This is a genomic window from Streptomyces sp. NPDC048639 (assembly GCF_043199075.1).
Lineage (GTDB): Bacteria > Actinomycetota > Actinomycetes > Streptomycetales > Streptomycetaceae > Streptomyces.
The window spans coordinates 382,057-407,395 of record NZ_JBICVP010000002.1 but is presented as its reverse complement, the minus strand read 5'-3'; the positions used below and the strand labels follow the sequence as shown (position 1 = coordinate 407,395).

24 protein-coding genes are annotated in these 25,339 nt (G+C 70.8%); 7 read left to right on the top strand and 17 right to left on the bottom strand.

The genetic code is table 11. The features are described from left to right. Nucleotides 1-11 precede the first annotated feature (11 nt). Nucleotides 12-1,043 (top strand): methyltransferase, encoded by a 1,032-nt coding sequence (locus ACGFNH_RS06180; RefSeq protein ID WP_393651845.1) that lies wholly within the window; start codon nucleotides 12-14, stop codon nucleotides 1,041-1,043. A 113-nt stretch (nucleotides 1,044-1,156) separates the two neighbouring features. Here the strand turns inward: ACGFNH_RS06180 and accC are convergent, their stop codons facing one another. The 10 genes from accC to ACGFNH_RS06130 form a co-directional block, all read right to left on the bottom strand. Beyond that, nucleotides 1,157-2,548, bottom strand: coding sequence for an acetyl-CoA carboxylase biotin carboxylase subunit (gene accC, locus ACGFNH_RS06175; RefSeq protein ID WP_393651844.1), 1,392 nt, complete (start codon nucleotides 2,546-2,548; stop codon nucleotides 1,157-1,159). A gap of 4 nt (nucleotides 2,549-2,552) precedes the next feature. Then, nucleotides 2,553-3,185, bottom strand: a complete 633-nt coding sequence (gene accB, locus ACGFNH_RS06170) for an acetyl-CoA carboxylase biotin carboxyl carrier protein (RefSeq protein ID WP_393651843.1) — start codon at nucleotides 3,183-3,185, stop codon at nucleotides 2,553-2,555. Next, nucleotides 3,182-4,912, bottom strand: coding sequence for an acetyl-CoA carboxylase, carboxyltransferase subunit beta (gene accD, locus ACGFNH_RS06165; protein ID WP_393651842.1), 1,731 nt, complete (start codon nucleotides 4,910-4,912; stop codon nucleotides 3,182-3,184). The genes accB and accD overlap by 4 nt, the downstream gene beginning before the upstream one ends. 32 nt (nucleotides 4,913-4,944) lie before the next feature. Then, nucleotides 4,945-5,280, bottom strand: coding sequence for a TcmI family type II polyketide cyclase (locus ACGFNH_RS06160; RefSeq protein WP_393651841.1), 336 nt, complete (start codon nucleotides 5,278-5,280; stop codon nucleotides 4,945-4,947). Between the two features lie 139 nt (nucleotides 5,281-5,419). Next, nucleotides 5,420-5,905, bottom strand: coding sequence for an SRPBCC family protein (locus ACGFNH_RS06155; RefSeq protein WP_393651840.1), 486 nt, complete (start codon nucleotides 5,903-5,905; stop codon nucleotides 5,420-5,422). Nucleotide 5,906: 1 nt separating this feature from the next. Continuing rightward, nucleotides 5,907-6,164: an acyl carrier protein gene (locus ACGFNH_RS06150; protein ID WP_393651839.1), complete on the bottom strand. Its 258-nt coding sequence runs from the start codon at nucleotides 6,162-6,164 to the stop codon at nucleotides 5,907-5,909. A 34-nt stretch (nucleotides 6,165-6,198) separates the two neighbouring features. Next, complete coding sequence (locus ACGFNH_RS06145; protein ID WP_393651838.1) at nucleotides 6,199-7,449, bottom strand: ketosynthase chain-length factor; 1,251 nt, start codon at nucleotides 7,447-7,449, stop codon at nucleotides 6,199-6,201. Next, the gene (locus ACGFNH_RS06140) at nucleotides 7,446-8,714 is read right to left on the bottom strand and encodes a beta-ketoacyl-[acyl-carrier-protein] synthase family protein (RefSeq protein WP_393651837.1); all 1,269 of its coding nucleotides are present in this window, start codon (nucleotides 8,712-8,714) and stop codon (nucleotides 7,446-7,448) included. Before ACGFNH_RS06140 ends, ACGFNH_RS06145 begins: the two co-directional genes overlap by 4 nt. Beyond that, entirely contained in the window at nucleotides 8,711-9,145 is a 435-nt protein-coding gene (locus tag ACGFNH_RS06135; RefSeq protein WP_393651836.1) for a cupin domain-containing protein, read from the bottom strand. The genes ACGFNH_RS06140 and ACGFNH_RS06135 overlap by 4 nt, the downstream gene beginning before the upstream one ends. 115 nt (nucleotides 9,146-9,260) lie before the next feature. After that, a complete protein-coding gene (locus ACGFNH_RS06130) occupies nucleotides 9,261-10,379 on the bottom strand; it encodes a SchA/CurD-like domain-containing protein (protein WP_393651835.1) in 1,119 nt (372 codons plus the stop codon). A 214-nt stretch (nucleotides 10,380-10,593) separates the two neighbouring features. On the opposite strand from ACGFNH_RS06130, the gene ACGFNH_RS06125 reads away from it, so the two are divergent. Together ACGFNH_RS06125 and ACGFNH_RS06120 are read left to right on the top strand one after the other, a co-directional pair. Continuing rightward, nucleotides 10,594-12,237, top strand: coding sequence for an FAD-dependent oxidoreductase (locus ACGFNH_RS06125; protein ID WP_393651834.1), 1,644 nt, complete (start codon nucleotides 10,594-10,596; stop codon nucleotides 12,235-12,237). A gap of 598 nt (nucleotides 12,238-12,835) precedes the next feature. After that, entirely contained in the window at nucleotides 12,836-13,963 is a 1,128-nt protein-coding gene (locus ACGFNH_RS06120; RefSeq protein WP_393651833.1) for an acyltransferase family protein, read from the top strand. Here ACGFNH_RS06120 and grpE read toward each other — a convergent pair. The 5 genes from grpE to ACGFNH_RS06095 all read right to left on the bottom strand — a co-directional run bounded on the left by grpE (nucleotide 13,903) and on the right by ACGFNH_RS06095 (nucleotide 19,951). Next, the gene (gene grpE, locus ACGFNH_RS06115; protein WP_393651832.1) at nucleotides 13,903-14,541 is read right to left on the bottom strand and encodes a nucleotide exchange factor GrpE; all 639 of its coding nucleotides are present in this window, start codon (nucleotides 14,539-14,541) and stop codon (nucleotides 13,903-13,905) included. The two genes, ACGFNH_RS06120 and grpE, sit on opposite strands and share 61 nt — an antisense overlap. Continuing rightward, entirely contained in the window at nucleotides 14,538-16,424 is a 1,887-nt protein-coding gene (dnaK, locus tag ACGFNH_RS06110) for a molecular chaperone DnaK (RefSeq protein WP_393651831.1), read from the bottom strand. The genes grpE and dnaK overlap by 4 nt, the downstream gene beginning before the upstream one ends. A 241-nt stretch (nucleotides 16,425-16,665) precedes the next feature. Continuing rightward, a complete protein-coding gene (locus ACGFNH_RS06105; protein ID WP_393651830.1) occupies nucleotides 16,666-17,802 on the bottom strand; it encodes an epoxide hydrolase family protein in 1,137 nt (378 codons plus the stop codon). 265 nt (nucleotides 17,803-18,067) lie between these two features. Beyond that, nucleotides 18,068-18,709 carry an FMN reductase gene (locus tag ACGFNH_RS06100; protein WP_393651829.1) on the bottom strand — a complete coding sequence of 214 codons (642 nt, stop codon included), beginning with the start codon at nucleotides 18,707-18,709 and terminating at the stop codon, nucleotides 18,068-18,070. Between the two features lie 138 nt (nucleotides 18,710-18,847). Further along, on the bottom strand, nucleotides 18,848-19,951 hold the full coding sequence (locus ACGFNH_RS06095) for an LLM class flavin-dependent oxidoreductase (protein ID WP_393652225.1): 1,104 nt from the start codon (nucleotides 19,949-19,951) through the stop codon (nucleotides 18,848-18,850). 277 nt (nucleotides 19,952-20,228) lie between these two features. On the opposite strand from ACGFNH_RS06095, the gene ACGFNH_RS06090 reads away from it, so the two are divergent. From ACGFNH_RS06090 to ACGFNH_RS06075, 4 genes are all read left to right on the top strand, one after another. Continuing rightward, nucleotides 20,229-20,609: a hypothetical protein gene (locus ACGFNH_RS06090; protein ID WP_393651828.1), complete on the top strand. Its 381-nt coding sequence runs from the start codon at nucleotides 20,229-20,231 to the stop codon at nucleotides 20,607-20,609. After that, the gene (locus ACGFNH_RS06085) at nucleotides 20,606-20,872 is read left to right on the top strand and encodes a UBP-type zinc finger domain-containing protein (RefSeq protein ID WP_393651827.1); all 267 of its coding nucleotides are present in this window, start codon (nucleotides 20,606-20,608) and stop codon (nucleotides 20,870-20,872) included. The genes ACGFNH_RS06090 and ACGFNH_RS06085 overlap by 4 nt, the downstream gene beginning before the upstream one ends. 407 nt (nucleotides 20,873-21,279) lie before the next feature. Then, nucleotides 21,280-22,128 (top strand): DMT family transporter, encoded by an 849-nt coding sequence (locus tag ACGFNH_RS06080; protein WP_393651826.1) that lies wholly within the window; start codon nucleotides 21,280-21,282, stop codon nucleotides 22,126-22,128. A 190-nt stretch (nucleotides 22,129-22,318) separates the two neighbouring features. Further along, the gene (locus ACGFNH_RS06075) at nucleotides 22,319-23,662 is read left to right on the top strand and encodes a 6-phospho-beta-glucosidase (RefSeq protein ID WP_393651825.1); all 1,344 of its coding nucleotides are present in this window, start codon (nucleotides 22,319-22,321) and stop codon (nucleotides 23,660-23,662) included. A 157-nt stretch (nucleotides 23,663-23,819) separates the two neighbouring features. On the opposite strand, the gene ACGFNH_RS06070 is transcribed toward ACGFNH_RS06075, so the two are convergent. Both ACGFNH_RS06070 and ACGFNH_RS06065 read right to left on the bottom strand, forming a co-directional pair. Further along, nucleotides 23,820-24,449: an alpha-ketoglutarate-dependent dioxygenase AlkB gene (locus ACGFNH_RS06070; protein WP_393651824.1), complete on the bottom strand. Its 630-nt coding sequence runs from the start codon at nucleotides 24,447-24,449 to the stop codon at nucleotides 23,820-23,822. A 47-nt stretch (nucleotides 24,450-24,496) separates the two neighbouring features. Beyond that, on the bottom strand, nucleotides 24,497-25,270 hold the full coding sequence (locus ACGFNH_RS06065) for an alpha/beta fold hydrolase (protein WP_393651823.1): 774 nt from the start codon (nucleotides 25,268-25,270) through the stop codon (nucleotides 24,497-24,499). Nucleotides 25,271-25,339 lie beyond the last annotated feature (69 nt).

Sequence of the window (25,339 nt, the reverse complement as noted above, 5' to 3'; positions counted from 1 at the left end):
ATGGAAGCGGAATGACCACCGTGAGTTCCACCCCCGTGCCGGCCATGCGCCTGCGGGAGCTGGTGTTCGGTGCGGCGTGCGCCGCGGCCGTACGCGCCGCGGCGCGACTGGGCGTCGCGGACGCCCTGGACGAGACGCCCGCGGAGGCGGAGGAGCTGGCGGCGGCGATCAAGGTCGAGCCGCAGCCGCTGCGACGGCTCCTGCGCACCCTGTCCTGCTACGGGGTCTTCGAGGAGACCGGGGACGGGCGGTTCGTTCACACGGACATGTCCCGGATGCTGCGGGACGACGCGCCGAACAGCCTGCGCTACATCGCCCTGTGGTGCACGGAGCCGTGGACCTGGGACGCCTGGCCGCGGCTGGACGAGGCGGTCCGGTCAGGGAAGAGCGTCTTCGCGGACCTGTACGGCAAGGAGTTCTTCGACTACCTGCACCAGGAGGCGCCGGAGTCGGCCCAGGTCTTCAACCGGGCCATGACGACCTCCAGCAAGCAGTCCGCGGAGGACGTCGCGGAACTCCTCGACCTCACAGGGGTGTCCTCGGTCGTCGACATCGGCGGCGGCCAGGGACACGTTCTCGCCAGTCTGCTGGAGAGGCATCCTCAGCTGCGCGGGACCCTGCTGGATCTGCCCGGCGTGGTGGACAACGCGGACCCCCGGCTCAAGGCCGGTGGCCCTCTCGCTTCCCGGGCGCGGATCCTTCCCGGCGACTGCCGCCGGGGGGTTCCGGTCCAGGCGGACATGTACATCATCAAGAACATCCTCGAATGGGACGACGACAGTACGCGCAGGACCCTGCGCAACGTCGTCGAAGCCGCGCCTCCCGGGGCCCGCGTGGTGGTCATCGAGAACCTCGTCGACGACACCCCGTCGATGCGGTTCACAACCGCCATGGACCTGCTTCTGCTGCTCAACGTGGGCGGCGCGAAGCACACCCGGGAGAGTCTGGTCAGCCGTATGACGGATGCCGGCTTGCAGGTCGGTGCGGTGAACCCGGTCAACGCGTATCTGCACGCGCTGGAGAGCACCGTGCCCGGCGGGTGAGCGAAGCCTGCCGGATGACGACCGGGGCCGGGTGCCGGAGAGGAGATCTCCGGCACCCGGCCTCAACCGTGCTGGCCTGGGCGGGAGTTGCTACGCCCGGCGGAACGGGGTTGCTACGCGGCAGTCGTCCCGTCCGCCGCGCCGCCCTCGCCCTCCTCGGCGTCGAGCATCGTCTCCACCAGTCCCGTCGTGTGCCGCCCGGCGCGGAACTCCGGGCGGGTCAGCGTCCGCCGCAGGAACCCGATCGTGGTCCGCACGCCATGGCCGTCCACCCGGAACTCCTCCAGGGCGCGGTCCATACGGGCGATGGCCTGCTCGCGGTCCGGCGCCCACACGACGGTCTTCGCCAGCAGCGAGTCGTAGTCGGGGCCGACCAGCCAGTCCGGGTAGCTGTGCGTGTCCACCCGGACGAACGGGCCGCCGGGCGGGACGAATTCGGTCAGGCGGCCGGGTGTGGGGGCGAAGCCGCGGGCCGGGTCCTCCGCGTTGACGCGGCACTCCATGGCCACGCCGCGCGGTGCGATGTCCTCCTGGCGCATGCTCAGCGGCAGGCCGGCGGCGATGAGGATCTGCTCCCGGACGATGTCGATACCGGTGAGCATCTCGGTGACCGGATGCTCGACCTGCAACCGGCAGTTGATCTCCATCAGATAGAACTCGCGGTCCGGCGTCACGACGAACTCGAACGTGCCGGCACCCACGTAACCGGCGGCCACAGCGCCCCGTACGGCGGACTCGCACATCGCCGTGCGCAGCTCCTGCGGCAGATTCGGCGCCGGTGCCTCCTCGATGAGCTTCTGGTGACGGCGCTGGACCGAGCAGTCGCGCTCGCCGAGGTGGACCGCGGCGCCGTGCCGGTCGCAGAGAATCTGGACCTCGACATGGCGCGCGTCCTCGATGAACCGCTCCAAGTAGACCCGGTCGTCACCGAAGACCGCACGCGCGTGTGCGCGGGTCTCCCGGTACGCGACGAGCAGCTCGTCGGGGTCGCGTACGACCGCCATGCCCCGGCCCCCGCCGCCCGCAACGGCCTTGAGGATCACGGGATATCCGGTCTGCTGGGCGATCTCCTTGGCCTCCGCGGCGGTGGTCACCGCCCCGATGCTGCCCGGCAGGACCGGCAGGCCGGCCTCCGCCATGGCCGCGCGGGCCTCGGCCTTGTCGCCGAGCCGCTGGATGACCTCAGGGGACGGCCCGATGAAGGTGATGCCGGATCCCTCGCAGATCTCGGCGAAGTCGGGGTCCTCGGACAGGAATCCGTAGCCGGGGTGGATGGCCTGTGCCCCGGAGAGCTTGGCCGCCTCGATGATCGCGGGCGCGTTGAGGTAGCTGGCCTTCGACGGCGAGTGGCCGATGTGCACCGCCTCGTCCGCGAAGCGCACCACGGCCGAGTCGAGGTCCGCGGTGGAGTACACGGCCACCGTTCTGATCCCGAGTTCACGGCAGGCCCGGGCGATCCGCAGGGCGATCTCGCCCCGGTTGGCGACGAGCACGGTACTGAACATGGGATCAGGCCTCCGCCTCGGACAACGGCTCCAGGGAGACCAGCCGCTGCTGGAACTCGACCGGGCATCCGTCCTGCACCAGCAGTTCCACGACCCGTCCGGCCGCCTCGGCCTCGATGGTGCTCATCATCTTCATGACCTCGAGGATGCCGATGGGCTGGCCGGGCCTGACCGTGTCGCCGACCGAGACGAACGGCGGGGCTCCGGGCTCGGGCGCGTGGTAGAAGGTCCCGACCGTCGGCGCCAGGAGGTACGTCAGCACCTCGTCGACCACCGGGATCTGCGCGGCACCCGCGGCCGCGGCGGCCGCCGCGGCGCCGGCAGCGGAATGCGGTGCGGCCGCCGGGCCGCCCGCCGGCTGCACGAGTCCCGCCTCCGGGCCCGCCCCGTCCAGCGGTACGGCAGGGGCGGCGAGGGTCGGGTCGGGCCACTCCATCTCGACGGTCATGTGCCCGTGCTGCAGCTTGATCTTCAGCGGCGGCCTCGGCGCTGCCCTCGCCAGCTCCATCACGCTGTGGCAGACGGACTCCAGGTTGGCGTGCGCGAGGGGCGTGAGGTCGGCGGCGGTGAACCCGTTTCCGGTGAACGGCAGGCGCTGACCGTTCTCATGATGGTCTTTCTTGGCGTCCAGCGTCACGATGAACCTCCTCCGGTTCCGACGGGAATGCTCGCCTCGACACCGAAGCGGTGGTACCGGCTTCTCCGTTCGCGGATCAGCCGGCCGGGCTCCCATGGGGTGAGCTCGTCCATGGCGGTGTGCAGCGCGGCGGCCAGCAGCGTGGCCGCCTTCGCGTGGTCCTGATGGGCGCCGCCCTCCGGTTCCGGGACGACGCCGTCGACGATGCCGGTGCGCAGCAACTCCCGGGCGTCCAGGCGCAGTGCGGCGGCAGCTTCCGGTGCCGCGTCCGCCTGCTTCCACAGGATCGCCGCGCACCCTTCGGGGCTGATCACGGAGTACACGCCGTTCTCCAGGACGAGCACCCGGTCCGCGACGGCCAGGGCGAGTGCCCCGCCGCTGCCGCCCTCGCCGATGAGCACGGCGACGACCGGTACGCGGAGCCGGCACATCAGCCGCAGATTCTCCGCGATGGCGATGGCCTGGCCGTTCCGCTCGGACTCCGGGCCGGGGTCGGCACCCGGAGTGTCGATCAACGTCACCACCGGCAGGCCGAGTTTGTCGGCCATCCGCATGAGCCGGGCCGCCTTGCGGTAGCCCGCCGGGGTCGCCATCCCGAACTGGTGGTGCTGCCGTTCGGCCAGCCCCGGGCCGCCCTTGTGATGCCCGATCAGCATCACCGGGCGCCCGCCGAGGCGGCCGGGGCCGCCTACGATCGCCGTGCAGTCCGCCGCCAGCCGGTCGCCGTGCAGCGCATGGAAGTCGTCGAGCAGTTGGTCCGCGTAGTCGAGCGAGGTGGGTCGGTGGGGGTGCCGGGCGAGCCGAACCGCGTCCCACGCCTCCCGGGGGTGCACCTCGTCGAAGTCGCGCACGATCGCGCCCGGTCGGGCAGGCGGGGCCACGCTGTGCTCGGCGTCCTCGCGGGGAGGAGAGCCGAGGCCCAGCAGCCGTCCCAGGGTCGGACGCAGGGCCGACCGCGGTACGACGTCGTCCACCATGCCGTGTTCGAGAAGGAATTCGGCGGTCTGGAAGCCTTCCGGCAGACGCTCTCCCGTCGTCTGCTCGATGACCCGCGGCCCCGCGAAGCCCAGCCGGGCACCGGGCTCGGCGATGATCACGTCGGAGAGCGTGGCGAAGGACGCGGCCACACCGCCGTACGTGGGGTCGGTGATCAACGAGATCGTGAGGATCCCCGCCTCGTCCAGCTCCGCCATGGCCTGGGCCGTCTTGGCCATCTGCATCAGCGAGAGCACGCCCTCCTGCATCCGTGCGCCGCCCGACGCGGTCACCAGCAGGAGCGGGGTGCGCTCGCGCAGGCTCGTCCGGGCGGCCTCGGCGATGAGAGCGCCGACTCCGCACCCCAGACTGCCGCCCAGGAAGCGGAAGTCCATCGCGGCGACGACCACCGGCCGGTCCTCGATACGGCCCCGTACACAGATCACGGCCTCACGCAGACCCGTCGCGGCCCGCGCGTCCTCCAGGCGTTCCGCGTACGGCCGGGTGTCGTGGAACTCCAGCGGGTCGTGCACCGCTTCCACATGGTCCACCGGTGAGACGGAGCCCGGATCGAGCAGCTGGTCCAGACGCTGGGGCGCCGTCAGATGAGCGTGCCAGCCGCAGTCCGGGCACACGTTCAGGGTTCTGCCGAATCGCTTGCCGTACACGAGCCCGGCGCAGCGCGCGCACCGGATCCACTCCGGCGGTCGCTCGGCCGGCAGGTCGGCCGGTCGGTCGTCGTAAAGCACCATGTCGGGCGTCCCTCCAGCTCTCCGGCTCGACTTCACCCGGTTCCGTCGCGCTCCCAGCGGTAGAACTCGCGCGCCATCGCGTCCTTGGGACTGCGCCAGGTCGCCGGGTCGTAGGGGTTGATGAAGGCCGAGAGGCTCTCGCTGATGCCCCGGAACTCCGGGTGGTCCGTCATCTTGGCGACGGCGGGGCCCGGCGGCCGGTCCGCCTCGATCAGGTGCAGATACACATCGCCGAACTGGAACAGGCTGCGCCCGGTGACTCCGATCAGATGCGGCAGCTCACCACGGTCGGAGGCAGCGAACACCTCGGCGATGTCCGAAGCCGAGTCCTCCGACATACGGGCGACGATCAGTGCACGGTGCTGCATGGAGAGTCCTTGTCTGTACGCGACTTGCACGGGACGTGTACGGGTGCGGCCGCGGGCCCACGGAGAAGGCCCCCGGGGAAGCGGGACCGGCCGGTGGCGCCGCGCGGAAGGGGTGCGGCGGCCGGCCGGTCCCGCTGGTTCAGTTGGGGAGGACGGGCGCGCCCTGCACACCCCGTTCGCGGGCGCGCTGCTCGATCTTGTCCCGGATGAGCTCCATCTGGGTCTTGGAGTTCCGGTTGATCATCTCCGTCATCCCGGCGTCGTCGACCGGCGCCTCGGGCCGCATCGCGAAGTCCTGTGTCCAGTGCATCCGCGTGCCGCCGGGCACCTCCGCGTACTCCCACTTGATGTCCATGTGCTGGAACGGACCCGGCTCGACGCGGCGGGCCTTGACCTTGAGCCCCTTGCGGTCGATCGTCCGCTCGGAGACCCACGACCAGACCTTGCCGTTCTCGTCCGGGTGCATGGTGAGCCGGAAGGTCGTCTTCTGGCCCTGGCGCTTCATCACTTCGACCGACGCGTACTCGCTGAAGAGCTGCGGCCAGTTCTCCAGGTCGTTGGTCATGTCCCAGACGAGGTCCAGGGGAGCGGCAATCGTGATCTCGTTCTCGGTGTGTCCGGGCATCTCAAGCTCCTGTGGTCAGTGCACTGTTGACGAGGTCGATGAAGTCGCGCGGGGTCTTGCTCTTCTCGGCGTCCTGGGGCATCGATACGCCGTACCGGTTCTCCAGTTCGCCGACGATGCCGAGGAGGCCGAGCGAGTCGAGTCCGTATCCCGCGAAGGTCGCGTCCGGCTCGTTCTCCAGCTCCCTCGGGTCGACGGTGAGGCCGGCGCCGGACTTCATGAGCGCGGCCAGCTCGTCGAAAGTCAGTTGTGCGTTCATGAGGTTTCTCCTTCTTCGCGAGTCGCGACGGTTCTCAGTCGGGGGTGTCGTCGGCGTGCCGCAGCACGAGCGCGGAGTTGCTGCCCATGAGCCCGCGACTGAGTACCAGCGCCGTACGGAGTTCCGCGACGCGGGCGACGCCGGTGACGAGATCGAGGTCGTGGCACACCTCGACGACATTGGGGGTGGGCGGCACGACGCCGTGTTCCATCGCCAGGACCGCGGCGACGGAGTCCAGCACGGGAGCGCCGCAGTAGGCCCTGCCGATACCGGTCTTGGGGGCGGTCACCGGAACGCGGCGTGCGTGCGCGCCGAGCACGTCCGCGATCGCCAGGGCCTCGGCGCGGTCCGCCTCCGGTACGCCGAGCGCGTCCGCGAACACCACGTCGACGTCCTCCGGAGCCAGCCCCGCGTTGTCCAGTGCCAGCCGGATCGCCTGGGCCAGCCCCTCGCGGGACTGCTCCCACCGGGATGCGCCGGTGAAGGTCGCGGCGTGCCCCGCCACGACACCCCGGACCCGGGCGCCGCGCCCGCGGGCGAGCGACTCCTCCTCGACGACGAGCATGGCCCCGCCCTCGGCCGGTACAAAGCCGCAGGCGTCCGCCGTGAACGGCAGATAGGCCCGCGCCGGATCACCGGCCCGGCTCAGATCGTTGTAGCCGAGCTGGCAGACCATCGAGTACGGGGCCAGCGGCGCCTCGGCCGAACCCACGACGACCGCCTGGGTGCCGTTGCGGATGATCCTGCCCGCGTGCGCGAACGCGTCGAGACCGCCGGCCTCGTCGCTGCACACCACTCCGCAGGGCCCCTTGAAGCCGCCGCGGATCGACACCTGGCCGGTGCTGGCCGCGTAGAACCACGCGATGGACTGGTACGGGCCGACATAGGTCGACCCCTTGCCCCAGAGCCGCTGCAACTCCCGCTGGCCGAACTCGCCTCCGCCCGAGCCGGCGGCCGTCACGACCCCGACGGCGAACGGGGAGCCGCCGTGGTCGGCCCGGTGGAGCTCGGAGTCCTCCAGGGCGAGATTGGCCGCGGCCATGGCGAAGTGGGTGAATCGGTCGGTCTGGACGAGGAAACGCTCCTCGATCAGCAGTGCCGGGTCGAAGCCGCGGACTTCGCCCGCGATCCGGAGCGGCAGGTCCTCGCATCCCTCGCGCGTGACCCTGTCGAGGATGCTCACGCCTTCCCGCGTCGCCTTCCAGAAGGCGTCGGTGCCGACCCCGTTGGGGGCGATGACGCCGATGCCCGTGACGACCGAACGGCGCTTGTGCTGGGGACTCATCGTGTCCTCCCGCCTTCTCTCGTCATGACCACGGCGGACTGGAAGCCGCCGAACCCGCTGCCGACCGAGAGCACGGTGCGCAGCGAGAGCGGACGCGCGGTCCGGGGCACGTAGTCCAGATCGCACTCCGGGTCGGGCGTCTCGTAGTTGGCGGTCGGCGGCACCATCTGCCGGTCGAGGGCCAGGGTGCAGGCCACGACCTCGATCGCGCCGATCGCGCCGAGCGAGTGGCCCACCATCGACTTGATGGAGCTCATGGGCACCTCGTAGGCGTGGTCCTTGAGCGACCGCTTCACCGCCGCCGTCTCGTGCCGGTCGTTCTGCTGGGTGCCGGAACCGTGGGCGTTGACGTAGTCGACGTCCGAGCTGTTGATACGGGCGTGGCCGAGGGCGGAGTTGATCGCCTCGGCCATCTCCAGGCCTTCCCGGGTCAGCCCGGTCATGTGGTACGCGTTGCCGAACGTGGCGTAGCCGCGCAGCTCGCAGTAGACGGTCGCCCCGCGAGCACGGGCGTGCTCCAGCTCCTCGAGGATCAGGACGGCACCGCCCTCGCCCATGACGAAACCGTCGCGGTTGGCGTCGAACGGCCGGGAGGCGTGCTCCGGGTCGTCGTTGTTGGGCGAGGTCGCCTTGATCGCGTCGAAGCAGGCCACCGTGATCGGGGAGATCGGGGAGTCCGAGGCGCCCGTGACGCAGACGTCCATCGTGCCCTCCTCGATGGCCTGGAACGCGTACCCGATCGCGTCGAGCCCGGAGGTGCAGCCGGTGGAGACCGTCTGCACCGGTCCGCGGGCGCCGATCCGCTCGGCGACCTCGGAGGCCAGCGCGCTGGGCGAGAACGCCCGGTGCAGATGGGCGCCCGCCTGCCGGTGGTCCACGTCCCAGTGCTGCCCGGAGGCGCTGACCGCGACGTAGTCCTGCTCGAGGCGCGTGGTGCCACCGACCGCGGTGCCCAGGGACACCCCGATGCGCCAGGGGTTCTCCGCCTCGGGGTCGAGGCCGGAGTCGCGCAGGGCCTCGTCCGCGGCCACCATCGCGAACTGGACGTACCGGTCGGCACGTTGGACCGTTTCCTGGTCTAGTCCGTGCGCCGCGGGATCGAAGTCGCACTCGGCGGCGATACGGGAGCGGAAGCCCTCCGGATTGAAGAGGGTGATGCCCCGCGTCGCCGTTCGGCCGGCTGCGAGCATGTCCCAGAACGCCGGTATCCCCACCCCGCCCGGGGCGACGATCCCGATGCCGGTGACCGCCACGCGCCGGGTCACGAAACCTTCTCCGCTCGTTCGGGCGGACCCGCCTGACCCGTGTCCTCGGTGCCCTCGGTGTCCACGTGGCCGAGCTCCGGCCGCGGGGCCAGCGGGCCGAGGTGGAAGACCATGCGGGCCTCGGTGTCACCGATGTTGCGGAACCGGTGGCGCATGTGAGGGGGGATCAGCAGGCCCTGGTCGGGCTTGAGCGGGTGCGGCTCGCCGTCCAGGTCCACCTCGAGCTTGCCGCATACGACGTACACGAACTCCTCGGAGTACGGGTGGTAGTGCTCACCGATGCGCTCACCCGGCTCCATGATGGCCAGGCCCATGAAGCCGCTCGTGGCGCCGACCGCGGTGGGGGTGAGCAGGGCGCGCAGGTCGCCTCCGCGCCGGCGGTTGGGCTGGGTCTCGCTGAGGTCCACGATGCGTGGGTCGGGCTTGGTCATGATGCCTACCTCCAGGTGGCGTTGGTGCTGTCGACGTGGGGGGCGGCGCGGCGGCCGCGGGGACGCGGGCGCGCCGCAGAAGCGCTGAGGCGGACCGTCGTGGGGGATCCGGGGCTCACGACTCCGGGGCCGGGCGGTCGGTGATCAGCCGCATGTCGGCGCGTGCCAGGAAGCGGACGATCTCCCGGTCGGTCGACAGCTCACCGTCGCCGCCGGTGTCGACGAGGCGCCCGAGGACGGGCGCCTTGCGGGTGCCGCTGACGCCGAGCGCCCGCGCGGGGTCGGCGTCGAGCGGGACCCGCAGGTCGACCTGGCGGACAACGATGTCATCGCGCTGGTAGACCGTGCTGCGCAGCACGGGGCTGGTGGGGTCGTCCACGGCCAGTTCGTCCTGACGGGCCAGCAGCCGGGCCACGGCCATACCGCAGCCCTCCCGGGCCGGGTAGTACAGCGCGTGACGCTGCATGTCCTCGGGAGACTGTCCGGACCGGCCCACGTGGTGCACCGCGGGAAGCGCGGCCCGGGTGAAGAACACCCGCGCGGAATCGGGGTCGTGGAGTTCGCGGGGAATCTCCAGGAACGGGTTGATGGCCTCCTCGACCGCCTGCACCTCGGGCTGCCGGGCGACATGGCCGAGCGCCTCGATGAGATCGCCCTGCACCTCGATGGCCCGGATCACGCGGTTGCCGTGCATGAAGAGAGTGGTCCGCAGCAGACGGGTGGAGGCGTCGACGTACGCGGGCGGGGAGACGTACCCCGCCAGGATCTCCGCGACCTTGTCCTCGCTGCCGGCCTTGACCGTGAAGGTCAGGGCGTGGCGGACGATGCCGTCCCCGATCCGGGGATCGCGCTGCAGCCGGTGCTTGGCCGGGTCGGCGGAGAACGAGGGAAGTTGAGGGGTCTCGCGCAGCACGCTGAACCGCAGCGAGCGGGTGTCGCGGACGCAGCTGTGCAGCGGCCGGACCATCTGGACGTGATCCTCGCTGTTCACCCACTCCAGGAACGGCGGCGCGCTCTCCCATTCGCTGGTGATGAGGAATTGGGAGGGGTTCTCGATCGACTGGCACAACTGGTCGCTGATGTGCCCGGGGACGCTCGCCACCTGGCTGCACAGGTGCTCGTACGCCTCCAGGAAGCGCTGCTGCGCCCCGTCCTGAAGGTCCAGCAGCAGAATGACCCGGAGCCTCGAACCGTCGAAGGCCGACTGGGACACTCGTTCTGACAGCGTTGTCATCTTGGCAACTCCTTCGCGAGCGAAGCGGCCCCCACGTCTCCGCGCCGATCGGGGGCAGTGAAATCCTGGTAACGGTGTCGATCATGTGCCGGTCGTACGGGCGGCGCGAATGGTGTGGTCCAACCGGGTGAAACGGGTGAACGAAACATCTCCGGTCGGGCATGGAGATTTCATTGCCAATCCATTGCCATCCCGGCGGCTGGAGCTTGAGCACATGAATCACAAGGCCGAAGACCGCGTGCCGGTCCTCATCGTGGGCGGCTCCCTGGTGGGCCTGTCCGCCTCACTGTTCCTGGGCCGTCTCGGCATCGGGCACATGCTGGTCGAGAAGCACTCGGACACCTCGAGACACCCCCGCGGACGCGGCAACAACGTTCGCACGATGGAGTTGTTCCGCGTCGCCCGTGCGGAGGAGCAGATCCGCGAGGCCGCCTCGGTCCTGGCCGAGAACCACGGCATCCTTCAGGCAGGCTCGCTCACCGGCGACGACCAGGAGTGGCTGTTCAAGGACATGGACCCGGGCGGCGGTCTGGCCCGCTTCAGCCCGAGCGGCTGGTGCCTGTGCAGCCAGAACGACCTGGAGCCGGTACTCGTGCGCTGCGCTCGCAAGCTGGGCGGCGACCTGCGGTTCTCCAGTGAGCTGCTCTCGTTCGACCAGGACGACGACGGCGTGACCGCGGTGGTCAAGGACCGGGAGACCGGGGAGCACCACACCGTGCGCGCCGACTACCTCATCGCGGCGGACGGGCCCCGGAGCCCCGTACGGGAGAAGCTCGGAATCGGCCAGTCGGGTCCCGGCGACCTCTTCCACAACGTGAGCATCACCTTCCGGGCCCCCGGGCTCGCCGACGTGGTGGGCGACCGCCGCTTCATCGCCTGCTATCTGACCAACCCCGAGGCGGACGGCGCGCTCCTGCCGGTGGACAACCGCGAGAAGTGGGTGTTCCACGCGCCCTGGCACCCCGAGACGGGTGAAACGCTCGAGGACTTCACCGACGAGCGGTGCGCGAAGCACATCCGTACGGCGGTCGGCGACCAGGACCTCGACATCGAGATCACGGGCAGGGCCCCGTGGCACGCCGCGGAGCGGGTGGCCGAGCGCTACGGGGCCGGCAGAGTCTTCCTCGCCGGTGACTCCGCCCATGAGATGTCCCCGACCGGCGCGTTCGGCTCCAACACCGGCATCCAGGACGCGCATAACCTGGCCTGGAAGCTCGCGGCCGTCCTCAAAGGCTGGGCCGGCCCCGGCCTCCTGGACACGTACGGAGCGGAGCGCCGGCCCGTCGCCGAGGCGACCAGCGCACGTGCCTCGGCCCGGTCCGCCGAGCACAGCCACCCCGGATACTCGCCGCCACCCGCCGCGGGGGCCGGCAAGCAGAGCGGCGTCCTCACGGTCGCCCTGGGCTACCGCTACCTCCGCGGTGCCGTCCACGGCGCGGACACCGAGCAGCCGATCGTGCCGGACCGGATGCAACTCGGCGGCGCCCCGGGCACCCGGGCCCCGCACATGTGGCTGCTTCGGTCGGGGGAGCGGGTTTCGACGCTCGACCTCTACGAGGAGTCGCCCGTGCTGCTCACCGGACCCGAGGGCTCCGCGTGGCACGCGGCCGGGCTGGCGCTCGCCGACCGGCTTGACATGCCGCTGCAGTGCTTCCGGATCGGCGACGGCGCCGACGACGATCTCGCGCCCGAGGACGGCGCAGACTGGGCCGAGATCCACGGCACCAAGCCCGACAGCGCGATCCTGGTGCGCCCGGACGGATTCGTGGCCTGGCGCGCCGACGGTCCGGTCTCCGATCCGGAGCGTGTCCTGAAGGACGTACTGGAGTCGGTCTTCCGCCCGGCGGGAAGGCGCTGAGGCTTCTCCCGCCGTACCTGAGGGCAATGCCGGAACATCGTGCCGGAACGGACGCACCGTGGCTGTCATCGGTCCCGCGTCCGTTCCGGCGCTTCTGTGTGAATGCCTCGGCCCGCCCGTCGGGGTGAGCCGAGTCCGCTGCGGAAGCGTCTCCCTCGAGCAGCGGTTCGCAGCCCGATGCGAGTGCGGTGTTCTCCTCCCGCACCGACCGTGAGCGGTGGCTGCCCTGGATGTCGGTCCTCCCCAAGCGTGCGATCCGCACCCGGGATTGGGGGATCGACGCCATGTCGGCACCGCACGGGGACGGTCGGCCCGCGCAGGCGCCCGCGACCCCTTGGGGACGGCTGGAACAACGCTTGCGGACCGGCTCACCGTACGAGCCGAGGGCAGCGACCCCCGTTCCGGTCACCGCGCGGCCGAACCGGAACTGATCGCTCAACCAGCAGTGATTCCGCGGCAGTTGGCAGGAAATATCACCAGATTCCTCTCAAGAGTCCCTGTCGAGCGCCGGTCGCCACGCCCCCGGCGGTACGTACCCGGATCGGTTTCCATGACAGGTATGGTGCGAAATCCAGCTCGATTCCGGGGAGGCGGTTGTGTGACGGACAGGTCGGCGCGTGAACAGGGAAGCGCACGCGACCCGTTCTTCGACAATGCGAAGCTGCTGGCGATGGTCCTGGTCGTCGTGGGACATGCCTGGCAGCCTCTCAAGGACAGCCGGGCGGTCTGGGCGGGTTACCTCTTCATCTACAGCTTCCACATGCCGGTGTTCATCGTGCTCTCCGGCTACTTCTCGCGGACCTTCGCGTTCAAGCCGGGCCAGGTCAAACGGCTGGTGACCGGCATCGCCGTGCCCTACGTCATCTTCGAGACGATCTACACGCTCTACGGCAATGTCGTGGACGACCGCGGCAACGACATCAGCCTGCTGTCACCCTGGTATCTCACCTGGTTCCTCGTCGCCCTCTTCGTCTGGCGGCTCACCGCCCCGCTGTGGCTCGTCATGCGCTGGTACGTCGCGCTGGGGCTGTCCGTGGCCATCGCGCTGGCCGGTGCGGCGAACGAGATCGGCGCCGTACTGAACCTCGACCGGATCCTGCAGTTCCTGCCGTTCTTCGTGATCGGTCTCCTCATGCGCCCCGAGCACTGGGAGATGATGCGGGCCCGGTGGGTGCGGATCGCCGCGGTGCCCGTCATGGTGGTGGCGGCGGGCGTGGCCTATCTGGCGAAGGGGCGGATGACCTCCGAGTGGGCCGTCCGTGCCAAGAGCTGGGGCGAACTCCATGTGCCCTGGCCGGTCGGGGCCGCCATGTCGCTGGCGCTGCTGGCCTGTTCGCTGCTGCTGGTTGCCGCCTTCCTGGCCTGGGTGCCGCGCCACCGCACCTGGTTCACCGCGCTCGGGGCCGGGACGCTCTACGCGTATCTGCTGCACGGACTGGCCATTCGTACGGCCGCCTGGGAGGGCTGGTACGACGTGGCCTTCTGGCACTCTCCCACCGGCCGGCTGACCGTCACCGTGCTCGGGGTCGCACTCGCCCTGTTCCTCAGCTCGGCTCCCGTCCGCAAGGTCTTCCGTCCGCTGGTGGAACCGCGACTGGACTGGGTGTTCGTCCCGGCCCGCCGGACCAAGAGCAGCGGCGCCGACGACCGTACGAGAAGCGGGAGTCAGGCCGGTGCGGAGGCCGCCGGGTCCGCGACGACCACCTCGGCGGCGCGCAGCAGCTGATCGCCCACGCGGTAGCCGCGGCGGACGACCTCCGTGCAGGTCATCCCTCCCGTGGCGGTCGGCTCTGCCGGGGGCACGCGGGAGATCGCCTCGTGCCGGGTCGGATCGAACGGCTCACCCGCCTCTCCGAAGTCCTGCAGCCCGAGTTCGGCAAGGCGGGTCTCCAACGCGTCGGCGACGGCCGCGAATCCGCCCGTGACCTCGTTCTGAGCGCGGGCCTGTGCGAGGGCGTCGAGGACGGGCAGGAGCCCGCGGAGTACGTTGGCAGCCGCGGCCTCGCGGACCGCGAGGCGGTCGCGGCGCACCTGCTTGCGGTAGTTGTCGTACTCCGCCTTCACCCGCTGCAAGTCGGCGGTGCGTTCGGCGAGTTGGCCCCGGAGTGTCTCCGCACCGGGTGCGTCGGCGGGCTCCTCGGGCTGCGCGGCCGGTGGCACGTCGGAGGCCCCGGGCCGGGACGTATCGGCTGGGCCGCCGCCGCGCGGTGTCCCCGGGGGCGGTCCGGCCGGGCCGTTGCGCCGCTGATCGCGGACGGGTACGGGCTGCCGTGGGCCGTACCGGGAGCCGGACGGTGTGCTCATGCCGTGTCTCCCTTGTCCTCGTCGACGATCTCGGCGTCCACCACCTCGTCCTCGGCCTTGCCGTCCTCGCCACTGCCGCCGGTTCCGGCGTCCGCGCCGGACGCTCCCTCCCCGCCCGCGGGGGTGGCCCCTCCCTGGGTGTTGGCGTAGATCGCCTGGCCCATCTTCTGGCTGACGGCGGCCAGCTTCTCGGTCGCGGTACGGATCTCGGTCGTGTCGCCGCCGTCGAGCTTCTGCTTCACCTCGGCGACCGCGGCCTCGACCTCCGTCTTCACCTCGGCCGGGATCCGCTCGGGGTTGTCGAGAAGGAACTTCTCGGTGGAGTAGACGAGGCCCTCGCCGTTGTTCCTGGCCTCGGCCGCCTCGCGCCGTGTGCGGTCCTCATCCGCGTACTCCTCGGCCTCGCGCATCATGCGGTCGATGTCGTCCTTCGGCAGCGCGGAGCCGCCGGTGACCGTCATGCGCTGCTCCCTGCCGGTGCCGAGGTCCTTGGCGGAGACGTGCATGATGCCGTTGGCGTCGATGTCGAAGGTGACCTCGACCTGCGGGACGCCGCGCGGCGCCGGCGGAAGGCCGGTCAGCTCGAACATCCCGAGCTTCTTGTTGTACGCCGCGATTTCCCGCTCGCCCTGGTAGACCTGCACGGACACCGAGGGCTGATTGTCGTCGGCCGTCGTGAACGTCTCGGCGCGCTTCGTCGGGATCGTGGTGTTGCGCTCGATGAGCTTGGTCATGATGCCGCCCTTGGTCTCGATGCCGAGGGACAGCGGGGTGACGTCCAGCAGCAGGACGTCCTTGACCTCACCCTTGAGGACACCGGCCTGGAGTGCGGCACCGATGGCGACGACCTCGTCCGGGTTGACTCCCTTGTGGGGGTCCTTGCCGGTCAGCTCCTTGACCAGCTCGGTCACGGCGGGCATCCGGGTCGAGCCGCCCACCAGGATCACATGGTCGATGTCGGAGACCTTGATCTTGGCGTCCTTGATCGCCTGGTGGAACGGCCCCTTGCAGCGCTCCAGCAGATCCTGGGTGAGCTGCTCGAACTGGGCGCGGGTGAGCTTCTCGTCCAGGTGCAGCGGGCCCTCGGCGGACGCCGTGATGTAGGGCAGGTTGATGGTCGTCTCGGTCGCGGCGGACAGTTCGATCTTGGCCTTCTCCGCGGCCTCGCGCAGCCGCTGCACCGCCATCTTGTCCTTGGAGAGGTCCACCCCGTACGCGTTCTTGAACTGCTTGACCAGGTGATCGACGATCCGCTGATCCCAGTCGTCGCCGCCGAGGAGCGTGTCGCCGTTGGTGGCCTTGACCTCGACCAGGCCCTCGCCGATGTCGAGCAGCGAGACGTCGAAGGTGCCGCCGCCCAGGTCGAAGACGAGGACGGTCTGGTCGTTCTCCTTGTCCAGGCCGTAGGCGAGCGCCGCCGACGTCGGCTCGTTGATGATCCGCAGCACATTGAGGCCCGCGATCTCACCGGCCTCCTTGGTTGCGGTGCGCTGCGCGTCGTTGAAGTAGGCGGGCACCGTGACGACCGCATCGGTCACGTCCTCGCCGAGGTACGCCTCCGCGTCCCGCTTCAGCTTCTGCAGCACGCGCGCCGAGATCTCCTGGGCGGTGTACTGCTTGCCGTCCACATCCCCGGTCTCCGGGAACCGCCAGTCCGGGTCGCCGGCGTGGCGCTTGACCGACCGCGCGGTGCGGTCGACGTTGGTCACGGCCTGGCGTTTGGCGACTTCGCCGACGAGCACGTCGCCGTTCTTGGCGAAGGCGACCACGGACGGCGTCGTACGAGCCCCCTCGGTGTTGGGGATGACCGTGGGCTCACCGCCCTCCAGGACACTGACCACCGAGTTCGTCGTACCGAGGTCGATGCCGACCGAGCGTGCCATGTCCGCTCTCCCATCCTCACGGCCTTGCCGGCGCACGCCGCCCGTGCGCCGGTGCCACCTACCGTGAAGGGCCGTGACCTGCCGCTCTGGAGATAGCCCCTCGCTCTTCAGAAAAGGATCCAAAACGGGGCATTGTCAAGTTGTGGGGCGAGTGGAAGCCCGTACGGGGAGTGGAGGGCGGCGGGCAGAGCGGCCCGTCCGGCGGCCGGACGCACGCCGGGGGGCCGGTTCCGTATCCACCTCAGTCCCCGGTGACCCCGGCGAAGAAGGTCCGGATGTCGGCGGCCAGATGATCAGGCTCCTCCATGGCGACGAAGTGGCCGCCCGGGTTGCCCTCCGGCCAGTGGACGATCTTGTTGCGTCGCTCCGCGAGACGCCGGAAGAGGGCGGGCCCTCCGCTGTAGACGCCGGTCGGGACCTCCGCCTGCCCCTCCGGCCAGACGAACCGGTCGCTGTCGTACGAGAACCACGACGAGGACCCCGACGTCCCCGTCAGCCAGTACACGGTCGCGTTCGTGAGCAGCAGATCGCGGTCGATGGCCTGCTCGGGCAGGTCGGCGGTGGGCGTGAACTCCTGGAACTTCTGCATCATCCAGGCGAGCTGTGCGACCGGGGAGTCGTGCCACCCGTACGCGAAGGTCTGCGGTGCGGTGCGCAGGAGGGCGTGGTGGTCCACGCCCGCGTTCACCCAGCTCTGCATCTCCGCGTAGTCCGCACGCTCGTCCTCGCTCATGTCCGGGACATCGGCCTCGGTCGGAAAGCCCAGCCCGCCGTTGACGTGGACGCCGATCACACGGTCGGGGAAGAGCCGGGCCACCTCCGGGGCGACGTACGCGCCGAGGTCGCCGCCCTGGGTACCGAAGCGCTCGTAGCCCAGGCGGCTCATCAGCGCGGCCCACATTCCCGCCACGCGGCTCACGCTCCAGCCGGTCTCGCGCGGCGCCTCGGAGAACCCGTAGCCGGGGACGGAGGGAGCGACCACGTGGAAGGCGCGGGACGGGTCGCCGCCGTGGGCGCGGGGGTCGGTGAGCGGGCCGATGAGGGAGGTGAACTCCACGATGGAGCCGGGCCAGCCGTGGGTGAGGATCAGCGGTACGGCGTCCGGCTCGGGGGAGCGTACGTGCAGGAAGTGGACGCTGTGCCCTTCGATCTCCGTGAGGAACTGGGGGAAGGCGTTGAGTGCGGCCTCGTGCGCGCGCCAGTCGTAGCCGGTCCGCCAGTACGCGGCCAGGTCCTTGAGATAGCCCACCGGCACGCCGCGCTCCCAGCCCTCGCCGGGCAGTTCCTCCGGCCAGCGCGTCCTCGCCAGCCGGTCGCGCAGATCGTCCAGGTCCGCCGGCGGGATCTCGATCCGGAAGGGACGGATGTGCTCGTTCATGACGTCGCCTCTCTCGCTGCATCCTCCAACGGCTTTGACGCTAGAGAGGATGTAGGTCAGCTCCTGTCACACATCAGTGGGATGCTGGACGGCATGAGCGACACCCGATGGGCGCTCGCGTCAACCGTGCGGCGGACGGCTCCGCTTCGGGCGGCCCCTGCCGGACGGTTCTGCTTCGGGCGGTGACGCGAACGGCCGGCCGGGCGGCGACCCCTGACAGGGGCCATGGGGCTCATGCCGCGCCGGCCGGCCGGGCCGGAGGTCGTCAGTCGAGCCCGAGGGAGGCCAGTTGCTGCTCGAACGGGCTGACCCCGACGCTCGGTTCGGTGGTGCGGGGCCGGTTGGCCAGGAGTGCCGCAAGCTCGCCGGCCGCACGGTCGATGCGGGCGGGCAGCCCCTCCGTCTGCGCGTCCCCGGCGCCCCAGTCCTCGGAGGCGGCGAAGACGGCTGTCGGTACGACGACGGTGCGCAGGTGGGCGAACAGCGGGCGCATCGCGTGTTCCAGGGCGAGCGAGTGCCGCGCCGTACCGCCCGTGGCCGCGATCAGTACCGGCTTCCCTTCGAGCGCGGTGGGCTCGACGAGGTCGAAGAAGGACTTGAACAGGCCGCTGTAGGAGGCGGTGAAGACGGGGGTGACGGCGATGATGCCGTCGGCCTCCGTCACCGCGTCGATCACCTCGCGCAGCGCCCCGCCGGCGAACCCGGTCACGAAGTTGTTGGCGATCTCCGTTGCCAGATCGCGGAGTTCGACGACCCGGACGTCCGTCGTACGGCCGGTGCCGTCCAGGTGTTTCGTCGTCGCCTCGGACAGCCGGTCCGCGAGCAGGCGGGTCGACGAGGGCCTGCTGAGGCCGGCGGAGACGACCACGAGCTTCACCGGTTCCCTGGTGTCCTCGGTCGGCTGCATCCTGTCCTCCTTCAGGGGTGTCACGTTCTTCACGGTCACGTTCTGTTCGGTCGCGGGATCCGTGCTCTCCGGGTCACCGGGACGCGCGTGGTGTACGGGCGGGGGCGCGGATGCTTCCACGGCCTCGGATCCACCGGCTCAGGCGGCCGGGTCGGCGGACGCTCCTTCGGCGTTCCGCCGGGCGACCCGCGCCGCGTGCGTGGGCGCGTCCGGCACCTCGGCCGGACGGCCCGCCGCGAACTCCTTGCGGAGCACGGGCACGACCTCCTCGCCGAGCATGTCGAGCTGTTCGAGGACGGTCTTCAGCGGCAGGCCCGCGTGGTCCATCAGGAACAACTGCCGCTGGTAGTCGCCGAAGGACTCACGGAAGGTCAGGGTCTTCTCGACGACTTCCTGCGGGCTGCCGACGGTGAGGGGCGTCTCCCGTGTGAACTCCTCCAGCGACGGACCGTGTCCGTAGACGGGCGCGTTGTCGAAGTACGGACGGAACTCCCGTACGGCGTCCTGGGAGTTCCTGCGCATGAACACCTGCCCGCCGAGTCCGACGACGGCCTGCTCGGGCGTGCCGTGGCCGTACTGCGCGTACCGCTCCCGGTACAGCCGGATCAGCCTCTGGAAGTGCTCCTTGGGCCAGAAGATGTTGTTCGCGAAGAACCCGTCGCCGTAGTACGCGGCCTGTTCGGCGATCTCCGGGCTGCGGATGGATCCGTGCCAGACGAACGGCGGGACGCCGTCCAGCGGGCGCGGCGTGGAGGTGAATCCCTGCAGCGGGGTACGGAAGCGGCCTTCCCAGTCCACGACGTCCTCGCGCCAGAGCCGGTGCAGCAGCGCGTAGTTCTCGATGGCCAGCGGAATGCCCTGGCGGATGTCCTGGCCGAACCACGGATACACCGGACCGGTGTTGCCCCGGCCCATCATCACGTCGACGCGGCCTTCGGCGAGGTGCTGGAGCATCGCGAAGTCCTCGGCGATCTTGACCGGGTCGTTGGTCGTGATCAGCGTCGTCGAGGTGGACAGGACGAGGCGCTCCGTCCGCGCGGCGATGTATCCGAGCATGGTGGTGGGCGAGGACGGGACGAACGGCGGGTTGTGGTGCTCGCCCGTCGCGAAGACGTCGAGACCGACCTCCTCCGCCTTGAGCGCGATGGCGACCATCGACCGGATCCGCTCGTGCTCGGTAGGAGTCCTGCCAGTGGTGGGATCGGGGGTGACGTCACCGACGGTGAAGATCCCGAACTGCATCTCGCTCACCCAACTTCTGTAGTTGCGCATTCAACTAATGCGTGCAACGAGCGGGCGGTCGGCCGTATTCCCGTTCCGGCGGGTGCCCCGGACGCGCCGCGCATCCCGGCCGCCGCCGACGCCCGCGCCTGTCGTCCTCCCAGGTCGAAGCATGATCGGCTCCCCTCGTGCGACGCCTGTCCCACCCCACTAGCGTGGGAGGGAACGGGAGGTGGTGTCCATGAACGGGTGGTTGCCGACGAGACAGATTCCGCTCCGGCTGAGTGCCGGAGCCTTCATGCTGACCTCCGGGTTCTCGAAGGCATCGGCGGACGAAGAGGCCGCCGGCCAGCTCCACGGTTTCGCGACGGGCACCTATCCGTTCCTCGGCAAGCTGGACGCGCGGTCGTTCGCCGGGCTGCTCTCCAAGGCCGAGATGGCACTCGGCGCGGCGCTGCTGCTGCCCGTGGTCCCCTCCGCCGTCGCGGGCGCCGCCCTGACCGCCTTTTCCGCCGGGACGCTGGGTCTGTACTTGCGGACACCCGGCATGCGGGAGGAAGGCAGTCTGCGCTGGACGCAGCAGGGCACGCCACTGGCGAAGGACGTCTGGCTGCTCGGCATAGGGCTCTCCCTGCTGATCGACGGCTTGCCGAAGCCGGGCCGGGGGCGCTGCCGATGAACGCCTCAGCACCCGATCCGCATCTGTCGATGGTCAGGCCCGTGGAGCCCCGGACTCCCGAAGGATGCGAGGAGTGCCTGCGGCTGGGCTCGACGTGGGTGCACCTGCGGGTGTGCCTCACCTGCGGCCAGGTCGGCTGCTGCGACTCCTCACCGCACCGGCACGCGCGCGGGCACGCGGACGAGGCCGGTCACCCCATCGTCGCGTCGATCGAGCCGGGTGAGGACTGGCGCTGGTGCTTCGTGGACGAGGCGCTCGTCTGACGGTTCGCCTGACGCAGGTCCGCAGGTCCGCAGGTCCGCAGGTCCGTAGGTCCGCAGGTCACCGAAGCGGGTACATGGGTGACCGATGCGGGTCCGGGGTGACGACGCGGGTTCATGGGTGACCGATGCAGGTCGATGGTGACCGACGCCGGTCCGCGGATGTCGGAACGGAGGCCCCCGGGCCCCGGCCGTAGGTCTCCGGGCCTCCAGGACGTGGGTCTCCGCGCCTCTGTGGGTCTCCGGGGTCTCCGAACCCGGGTCCGGGAGCGAGGAACACAGGTCCACGAGCGTCCGACGCAGGTACCCGCGGCGGGTGGTGGCACGATCGTCGCGCCGGGCGGACGCAGCGCAACCGGGCCGGGCACTCAATCCGCGGTCCGCCGCCCACCCGCGGCTACGGTCCGTCTATGGGACTGGGCATCGTCTTCGCACTCGCCGCCGCCTTGACCACGGGGACCGCTACCGTCATGCAGGCCATGGGGGCACGCAGGGCAGCCGAGGAGGCCCCGGAGACGCACGGGCTCGGAACCTTCCTCCTGGCCCTTCGCCGCTGGCCGTTCATCGCCGGAATCGGGCTCGACATGCTGGGCTTCGCCGCCGAACTGCTGGCGCTGCGCACCCTGCCGATCTTCGTGGTCGAGGCGGCGCTCGCCTCCGCCCTCGCCGTCACCGCCGTCGCCGCGGCCATCGTGCTGCACATCCGCCTCCGCCGGATCGAATGGAGCGCCGTCATCGCCGTCTGCGTGGGCCTCGTCGTCCTCGCCGTCTCCGCGGGCCGGGAAGGGGACGGTGACGGCGACGAACTGCTGCGCCTCGCCACGCTCATCGCGTCCGGGGGGCTCGCGATCGTCGGCTTCGTCACCGGACGCGTCGTGACGCACCACCGGGCCCCCGTCCTCGGGATGATCGCAGGGCTCAGCTTCGGCCTGGTCGCCATCAGCGTGCGCATGCTGCCGGACTTCGACCTTCCCGGGCTGCTCACCGAGCCGACGACGTACGCCGTGGTCATCTCAGGGATCACCGGCTTCATGTTCCTCATCGACGCCCTCCAGTCGGGCTCGGTCACCTCCGCCACCGCGGCGATGGTCATCGGCGAGACGATCTGGCCCGCGGTGTTCGGGGTCGCCTGGCTCGGGGACACCACGCGGCCCGGGCTGGCCCCGCTCGCCGTGATCGGCTTCGTGCTCTCGATCGCGGGGGCCCTGGCCCTGGCGCGGTTCGGCGAGGCGGAACAGACGGAGGAGGCCGCGCCGTAGACGGCCCGCACACCGTGCGGACGGCCGGACCACCACGGCACGGCCGGCGACGTGCAGCTGCACGTCAACACCGCGTACGTGGCCCGGACGGGCGGGATACCGTCGACCTACGGATGACCGATCCCTCGGAGTGTCCCGCGGCGCGTGCCGCCGGATCCGCGAGGCGGGCGTGGAGGCAGGTGGCCGGGGCGTGAGGCTGACGATTCTGGGCGGCGGGGGATTCCGCGTGCCGCTCGTCCACCGGGCGCTGCTGGGGGACCACGCCGAGGGACGCGTCACGCAGGTGACGCTCCATGACCTCGACGCCGGACGCCTCTCGGCCATCGGCCGGGTCCTCGCCGAGCAGGCCGAGGGAATCGCCGACGCACCCCGCATCACCGTCACGACCGACCTCGACGCGGCGCTGAAGGGAGCGGACTTCGTCTTCTCCGCGATCCGCGTGGGCGGTCTGGAGGGGCGCGCCGCCGACGAGCGCATCGCCCTGGAGGAAGGCGTGCTCGGGCAGGAGACGGTCGGCGCGGGCGGCATCGCGTACGGTCTGCGCACCGTCCCCGTCGCCGTGGACATCGCCCGCAGGGTCGCCGCGCTCGCGCCCGACGCCTGGGTCATCAACTTCACCAACCCGGCCGGGCTGGTCACCGAAGCGATGTCCCGTCACCTCGGGGACCGCGTCATCGGTATCTGTGACTCGCCCGTGGGTCTCGGCCGCCGCGTCGCCCGTGCGGTCGGAGCCGATCCCGCCGAGGCGTGGATGGATTACGCCGGGCTCAATCACCTCGGCTGGCTCCGCGGGCTGCACGTCGGCGGCCGCGACCGGCTCCCGCGCCTGCTGGCCGACTCCGGCGCCCTCACTTCGTTCGAGGAGGGCAAGCTGTTCGGCGCGGACTGGCTCCGTGCGCTCGGCGCGATCCCCAACGAGTACCTGCACTACTACTACTTCAGCCGCGAGGCCGTGCGCGCCGCGCAGGACGCGCGGCAGACGCGCGGCGCCTTTCTGCGCGACCAGCAGCGGGGCTTCTACGCGCGCACGGAGCGCGGCGTCGGGCCCGCCCTGGCGGCGTGGGAGCACACGCGCGCCGAGCGCGAGTCCACGTACATGGCGGAGAACCGTGAGACCGCGGGCGCCGGGGCGCGCGACGCCTGCGACCTGGAGTCCGGCGGGTACGAGCACGTGGCCCTCGCCCTGATGCGCGCCATCGCCCGGAACGAGCGCGCCACCCTCATCCTCAACGTCCGCAATGGCGCCACCCTGCCCGTGCCCGATGCCGACGCCGTCGTGGAGGTGCCGTGCCTGGTGGACGCCAACGGCGCCCATCCGCTGCCGGTCTCGCCGCTGCCCGGGCACGCCACCGGTCTGGTGTGCCAGGTCAAGGCGGTCGAGCGCGAGGTCATGGCGGCGGCGGACAGCGGCTCGCGGGCCGCCGCGCTGAAGGCGTTCGCCCTGCATCCGCTCGTCGACTCGGTGCAGGTCGCCCGGCGGCTGCTGGACGCCTACGTGGGCGAGCATCCCGGTCTGGCGTATCTGCGCCCCTGAACGCGGGCCGGCCGAGGACCGCGCTCGGAAGGGCGGGCGGAGCCCATGCCCGGAAGGGGCGGGCGAGGAGCCGTGTCCCGAGGGGTGCGGGCGTGACGGCGTGCCCGGGGTCAGGCGACGTCGTGCGGCCGGGGTCAGGCGACGCCGTGGCCCGTGCTCAGGCGACGTCGTGCGGCCGGTACTGGATGCTGATCCGGGGCCCAACGGCCTTGCTCGTCTTGGGAATCGCGTGTTCCCACGTCCGCTGGCACGAGCCGCCCATGACGATCAGATCGCCGTGGCCCAGTGCATGCCGGACCGTCCCGCCGCCGCCCTCCCGCGGACGCAGCATCAGGAAGCGCGGCTCACCGACGGACACGATGGCGACCATCGTGTCCTCCGTGTCGCCGCGCCCGATCCTGTCGCCGTGCCAGGCGACGCTGTCGTGTCCGTCCCGGTAGTAGCACAGGCCCGCGGTGGTGAACGGCTCGCCGAGCTCCGCCGCGTAGTGCTCGCTCAGTGCCGTACGGGCATCGGTGAGCGCCGGGTGGGGCAGCGGGTCGTCCGCCCCGTAGAACGCCAGCAACCGCGGCACGTCGACCACGCGCTCGTACATCCGCCGCCGCTCGGCGTGCCAGGGGACGGAGCCGACGAGCGCCTCGAACAGCTCGTCGGCTCCGGTCAGCCAGCCGGGCAGGACGTCGATCCAGGCGCCGCTGCCCAGTTCCGTGCGGCGTACGGGCTCCAGCGAGCGCAGGCCGACCTCGTCGGTCTCGTCGAAGAGAGAGCCCTGAAGGTGAACTGCCATGCGTGCAGTCTACGCCCGCATTAGAACGTATGAGCTAATCCTGTGCCTCACGAGAAGTACTCCCGCAGCACCGTGGTCAGAGCACCGGGCGACACGTCGTGGGTCTGGCCCTCCACCGTGTGCTGACGCCCTCCCGGGATCGCGGCGGCGATCGCGCGCGACGCCTCACGCAGCCACCGCGGACTGTCCCCGCCGTCGATGACGAGCGTGGGCACTCCCACGGCGCCGAGACGGCCGACCGGCAGCATGCCGTCGCCCATCACCGCGGCGTCGTACGCCAGCGAGGGCGCCAGCTCTTCGAGGCCGGGCCAGAACGGACTGCGGCGAGCCTCGTCGATCATGGCGTCGGGCGCGCCCGCGTAGCGCATGAAGAGGGTGAGCGCGCCGCCGCGGTCCCCGGCGGCGAGCAGCCGGGCGAGCTCGTTGCCGTAGTCGGCCGTCCGGTCCCGGTGGCCCCAGTCGAGCGCGTACGGCACCTCGAACACGGCCGACTTGGCGATGGAGAGCCCCGCGGCCGCCGCCTCGAGGACCAGGGCGCCGCCGGAGGACAGGCCGCAGACCGACGCGGTGCCGCCCGCCTCCTCGATGACGGCCTCAAGGTCCTCCACCTCGCGGGCCACCGCGTACGGCGGGGTGTCGCCGCTGGCTCTGCGGCCGCGCCGGTCGTAGGTGAACACCGTGAAGTGCGGGGCGAGGAGTTCCGCGAAGGGCTCTCCGGCCGGGCCGTCGTTCAGAGCCCCGCCGACCAGGATCACCGGCCAGCCGTCGCCTGTGCGCTCATACGCGATGGAGGTGCCGTCACGCGAGATCACTGTGCTCATGGAGGGCCTCGTTTCTCGTAAGACCGTGGATCCGGTTGAAGAAGACTTACGAGGATGAGGACTCCGCGG

Excerpts from the sequence above, each read along its gene's own strand:
- ACGFNH_RS06180 (WP_393651845.1), top strand. The coding sequence starts at position 12 with ATGACCACCGTGAGTTCCACCCCCGTGCCGGCCATGCGCCTGCGGGAG.
- accC (WP_393651844.1), bottom strand. The coding sequence starts at position 2,548 with ATGTTCAGTACCGTGCTCGTCGCCAACCGGGGCGAGATCGCCCTGCGG.
- accD (WP_393651842.1), bottom strand. The coding sequence starts at position 4,912 with ATGGTGCTTTACGACGACCGACCGGCCGACCTGCCGGCCGAGCGACCG.
- ACGFNH_RS06160 (WP_393651841.1), bottom strand. The coding sequence starts at position 5,280 with ATGCAGCACCGTGCACTGATCGTCGCCCGTATGTCGGAGGACTCGGCT.
- ACGFNH_RS06155 (WP_393651840.1), bottom strand. The coding sequence starts at position 5,905 with ATGCCCGGACACACCGAGAACGAGATCACGATTGCCGCTCCCCTGGAC.
- ACGFNH_RS06150 (WP_393651839.1), bottom strand. The coding sequence starts at position 6,164 with ATGAACGCACAACTGACTTTCGACGAGCTGGCCGCGCTCATGAAGTCC.
- ACGFNH_RS06145 (WP_393651838.1), bottom strand. The coding sequence starts at position 7,449 with ATGAGTCCCCAGCACAAGCGCCGTTCGGTCGTCACGGGCATCGGCGTC.
- ACGFNH_RS06135 (WP_393651836.1), bottom strand. The coding sequence starts at position 9,145 with ATGACCAAGCCCGACCCACGCATCGTGGACCTCAGCGAGACCCAGCCC.
- ACGFNH_RS06130 (WP_393651835.1), bottom strand. The coding sequence starts at position 10,379 with ATGACAACGCTGTCAGAACGAGTGTCCCAGTCGGCCTTCGACGGTTCG.
- ACGFNH_RS06125 (WP_393651834.1), top strand. The coding sequence starts at position 10,594 with ATGAATCACAAGGCCGAAGACCGCGTGCCGGTCCTCATCGTGGGCGGC.
- grpE (WP_393651832.1), bottom strand. The coding sequence starts at position 14,541 with ATGAGCACACCGTCCGGCTCCCGGTACGGCCCACGGCAGCCCGTACCC.
- dnaK (WP_393651831.1), bottom strand. The coding sequence starts at position 16,424 with ATGGCACGCTCGGTCGGCATCGACCTCGGTACGACGAACTCGGTGGTC.
- ACGFNH_RS06105 (WP_393651830.1), bottom strand. The coding sequence starts at position 17,802 with ATGAACGAGCACATCCGTCCCTTCCGGATCGAGATCCCGCCGGCGGAC.
- ACGFNH_RS06100 (WP_393651829.1), bottom strand. The coding sequence starts at position 18,709 with ATGCAGCCGACCGAGGACACCAGGGAACCGGTGAAGCTCGTGGTCGTC.
- ACGFNH_RS06095 (WP_393652225.1), bottom strand. The coding sequence starts at position 19,951 with ATGCAGTTCGGGATCTTCACCGTCGGTGACGTCACCCCCGATCCCACC.
- ACGFNH_RS06090 (WP_393651828.1), top strand. The coding sequence starts at position 20,229 with ATGCTGACCTCCGGGTTCTCGAAGGCATCGGCGGACGAAGAGGCCGCC.
- ACGFNH_RS06085 (WP_393651827.1), top strand. The coding sequence starts at position 20,606 with ATGAACGCCTCAGCACCCGATCCGCATCTGTCGATGGTCAGGCCCGTG.
- ACGFNH_RS06080 (WP_393651826.1), top strand. The coding sequence starts at position 21,280 with ATGGGACTGGGCATCGTCTTCGCACTCGCCGCCGCCTTGACCACGGGG.
- ACGFNH_RS06070 (WP_393651824.1), bottom strand. The coding sequence starts at position 24,449 with ATGGCAGTTCACCTTCAGGGCTCTCTCTTCGACGAGACCGACGAGGTC.
- ACGFNH_RS06065 (WP_393651823.1), bottom strand. The coding sequence starts at position 25,270 with ATGAGCACAGTGATCTCGCGTGACGGCACCTCCATCGCGTATGAGCGC.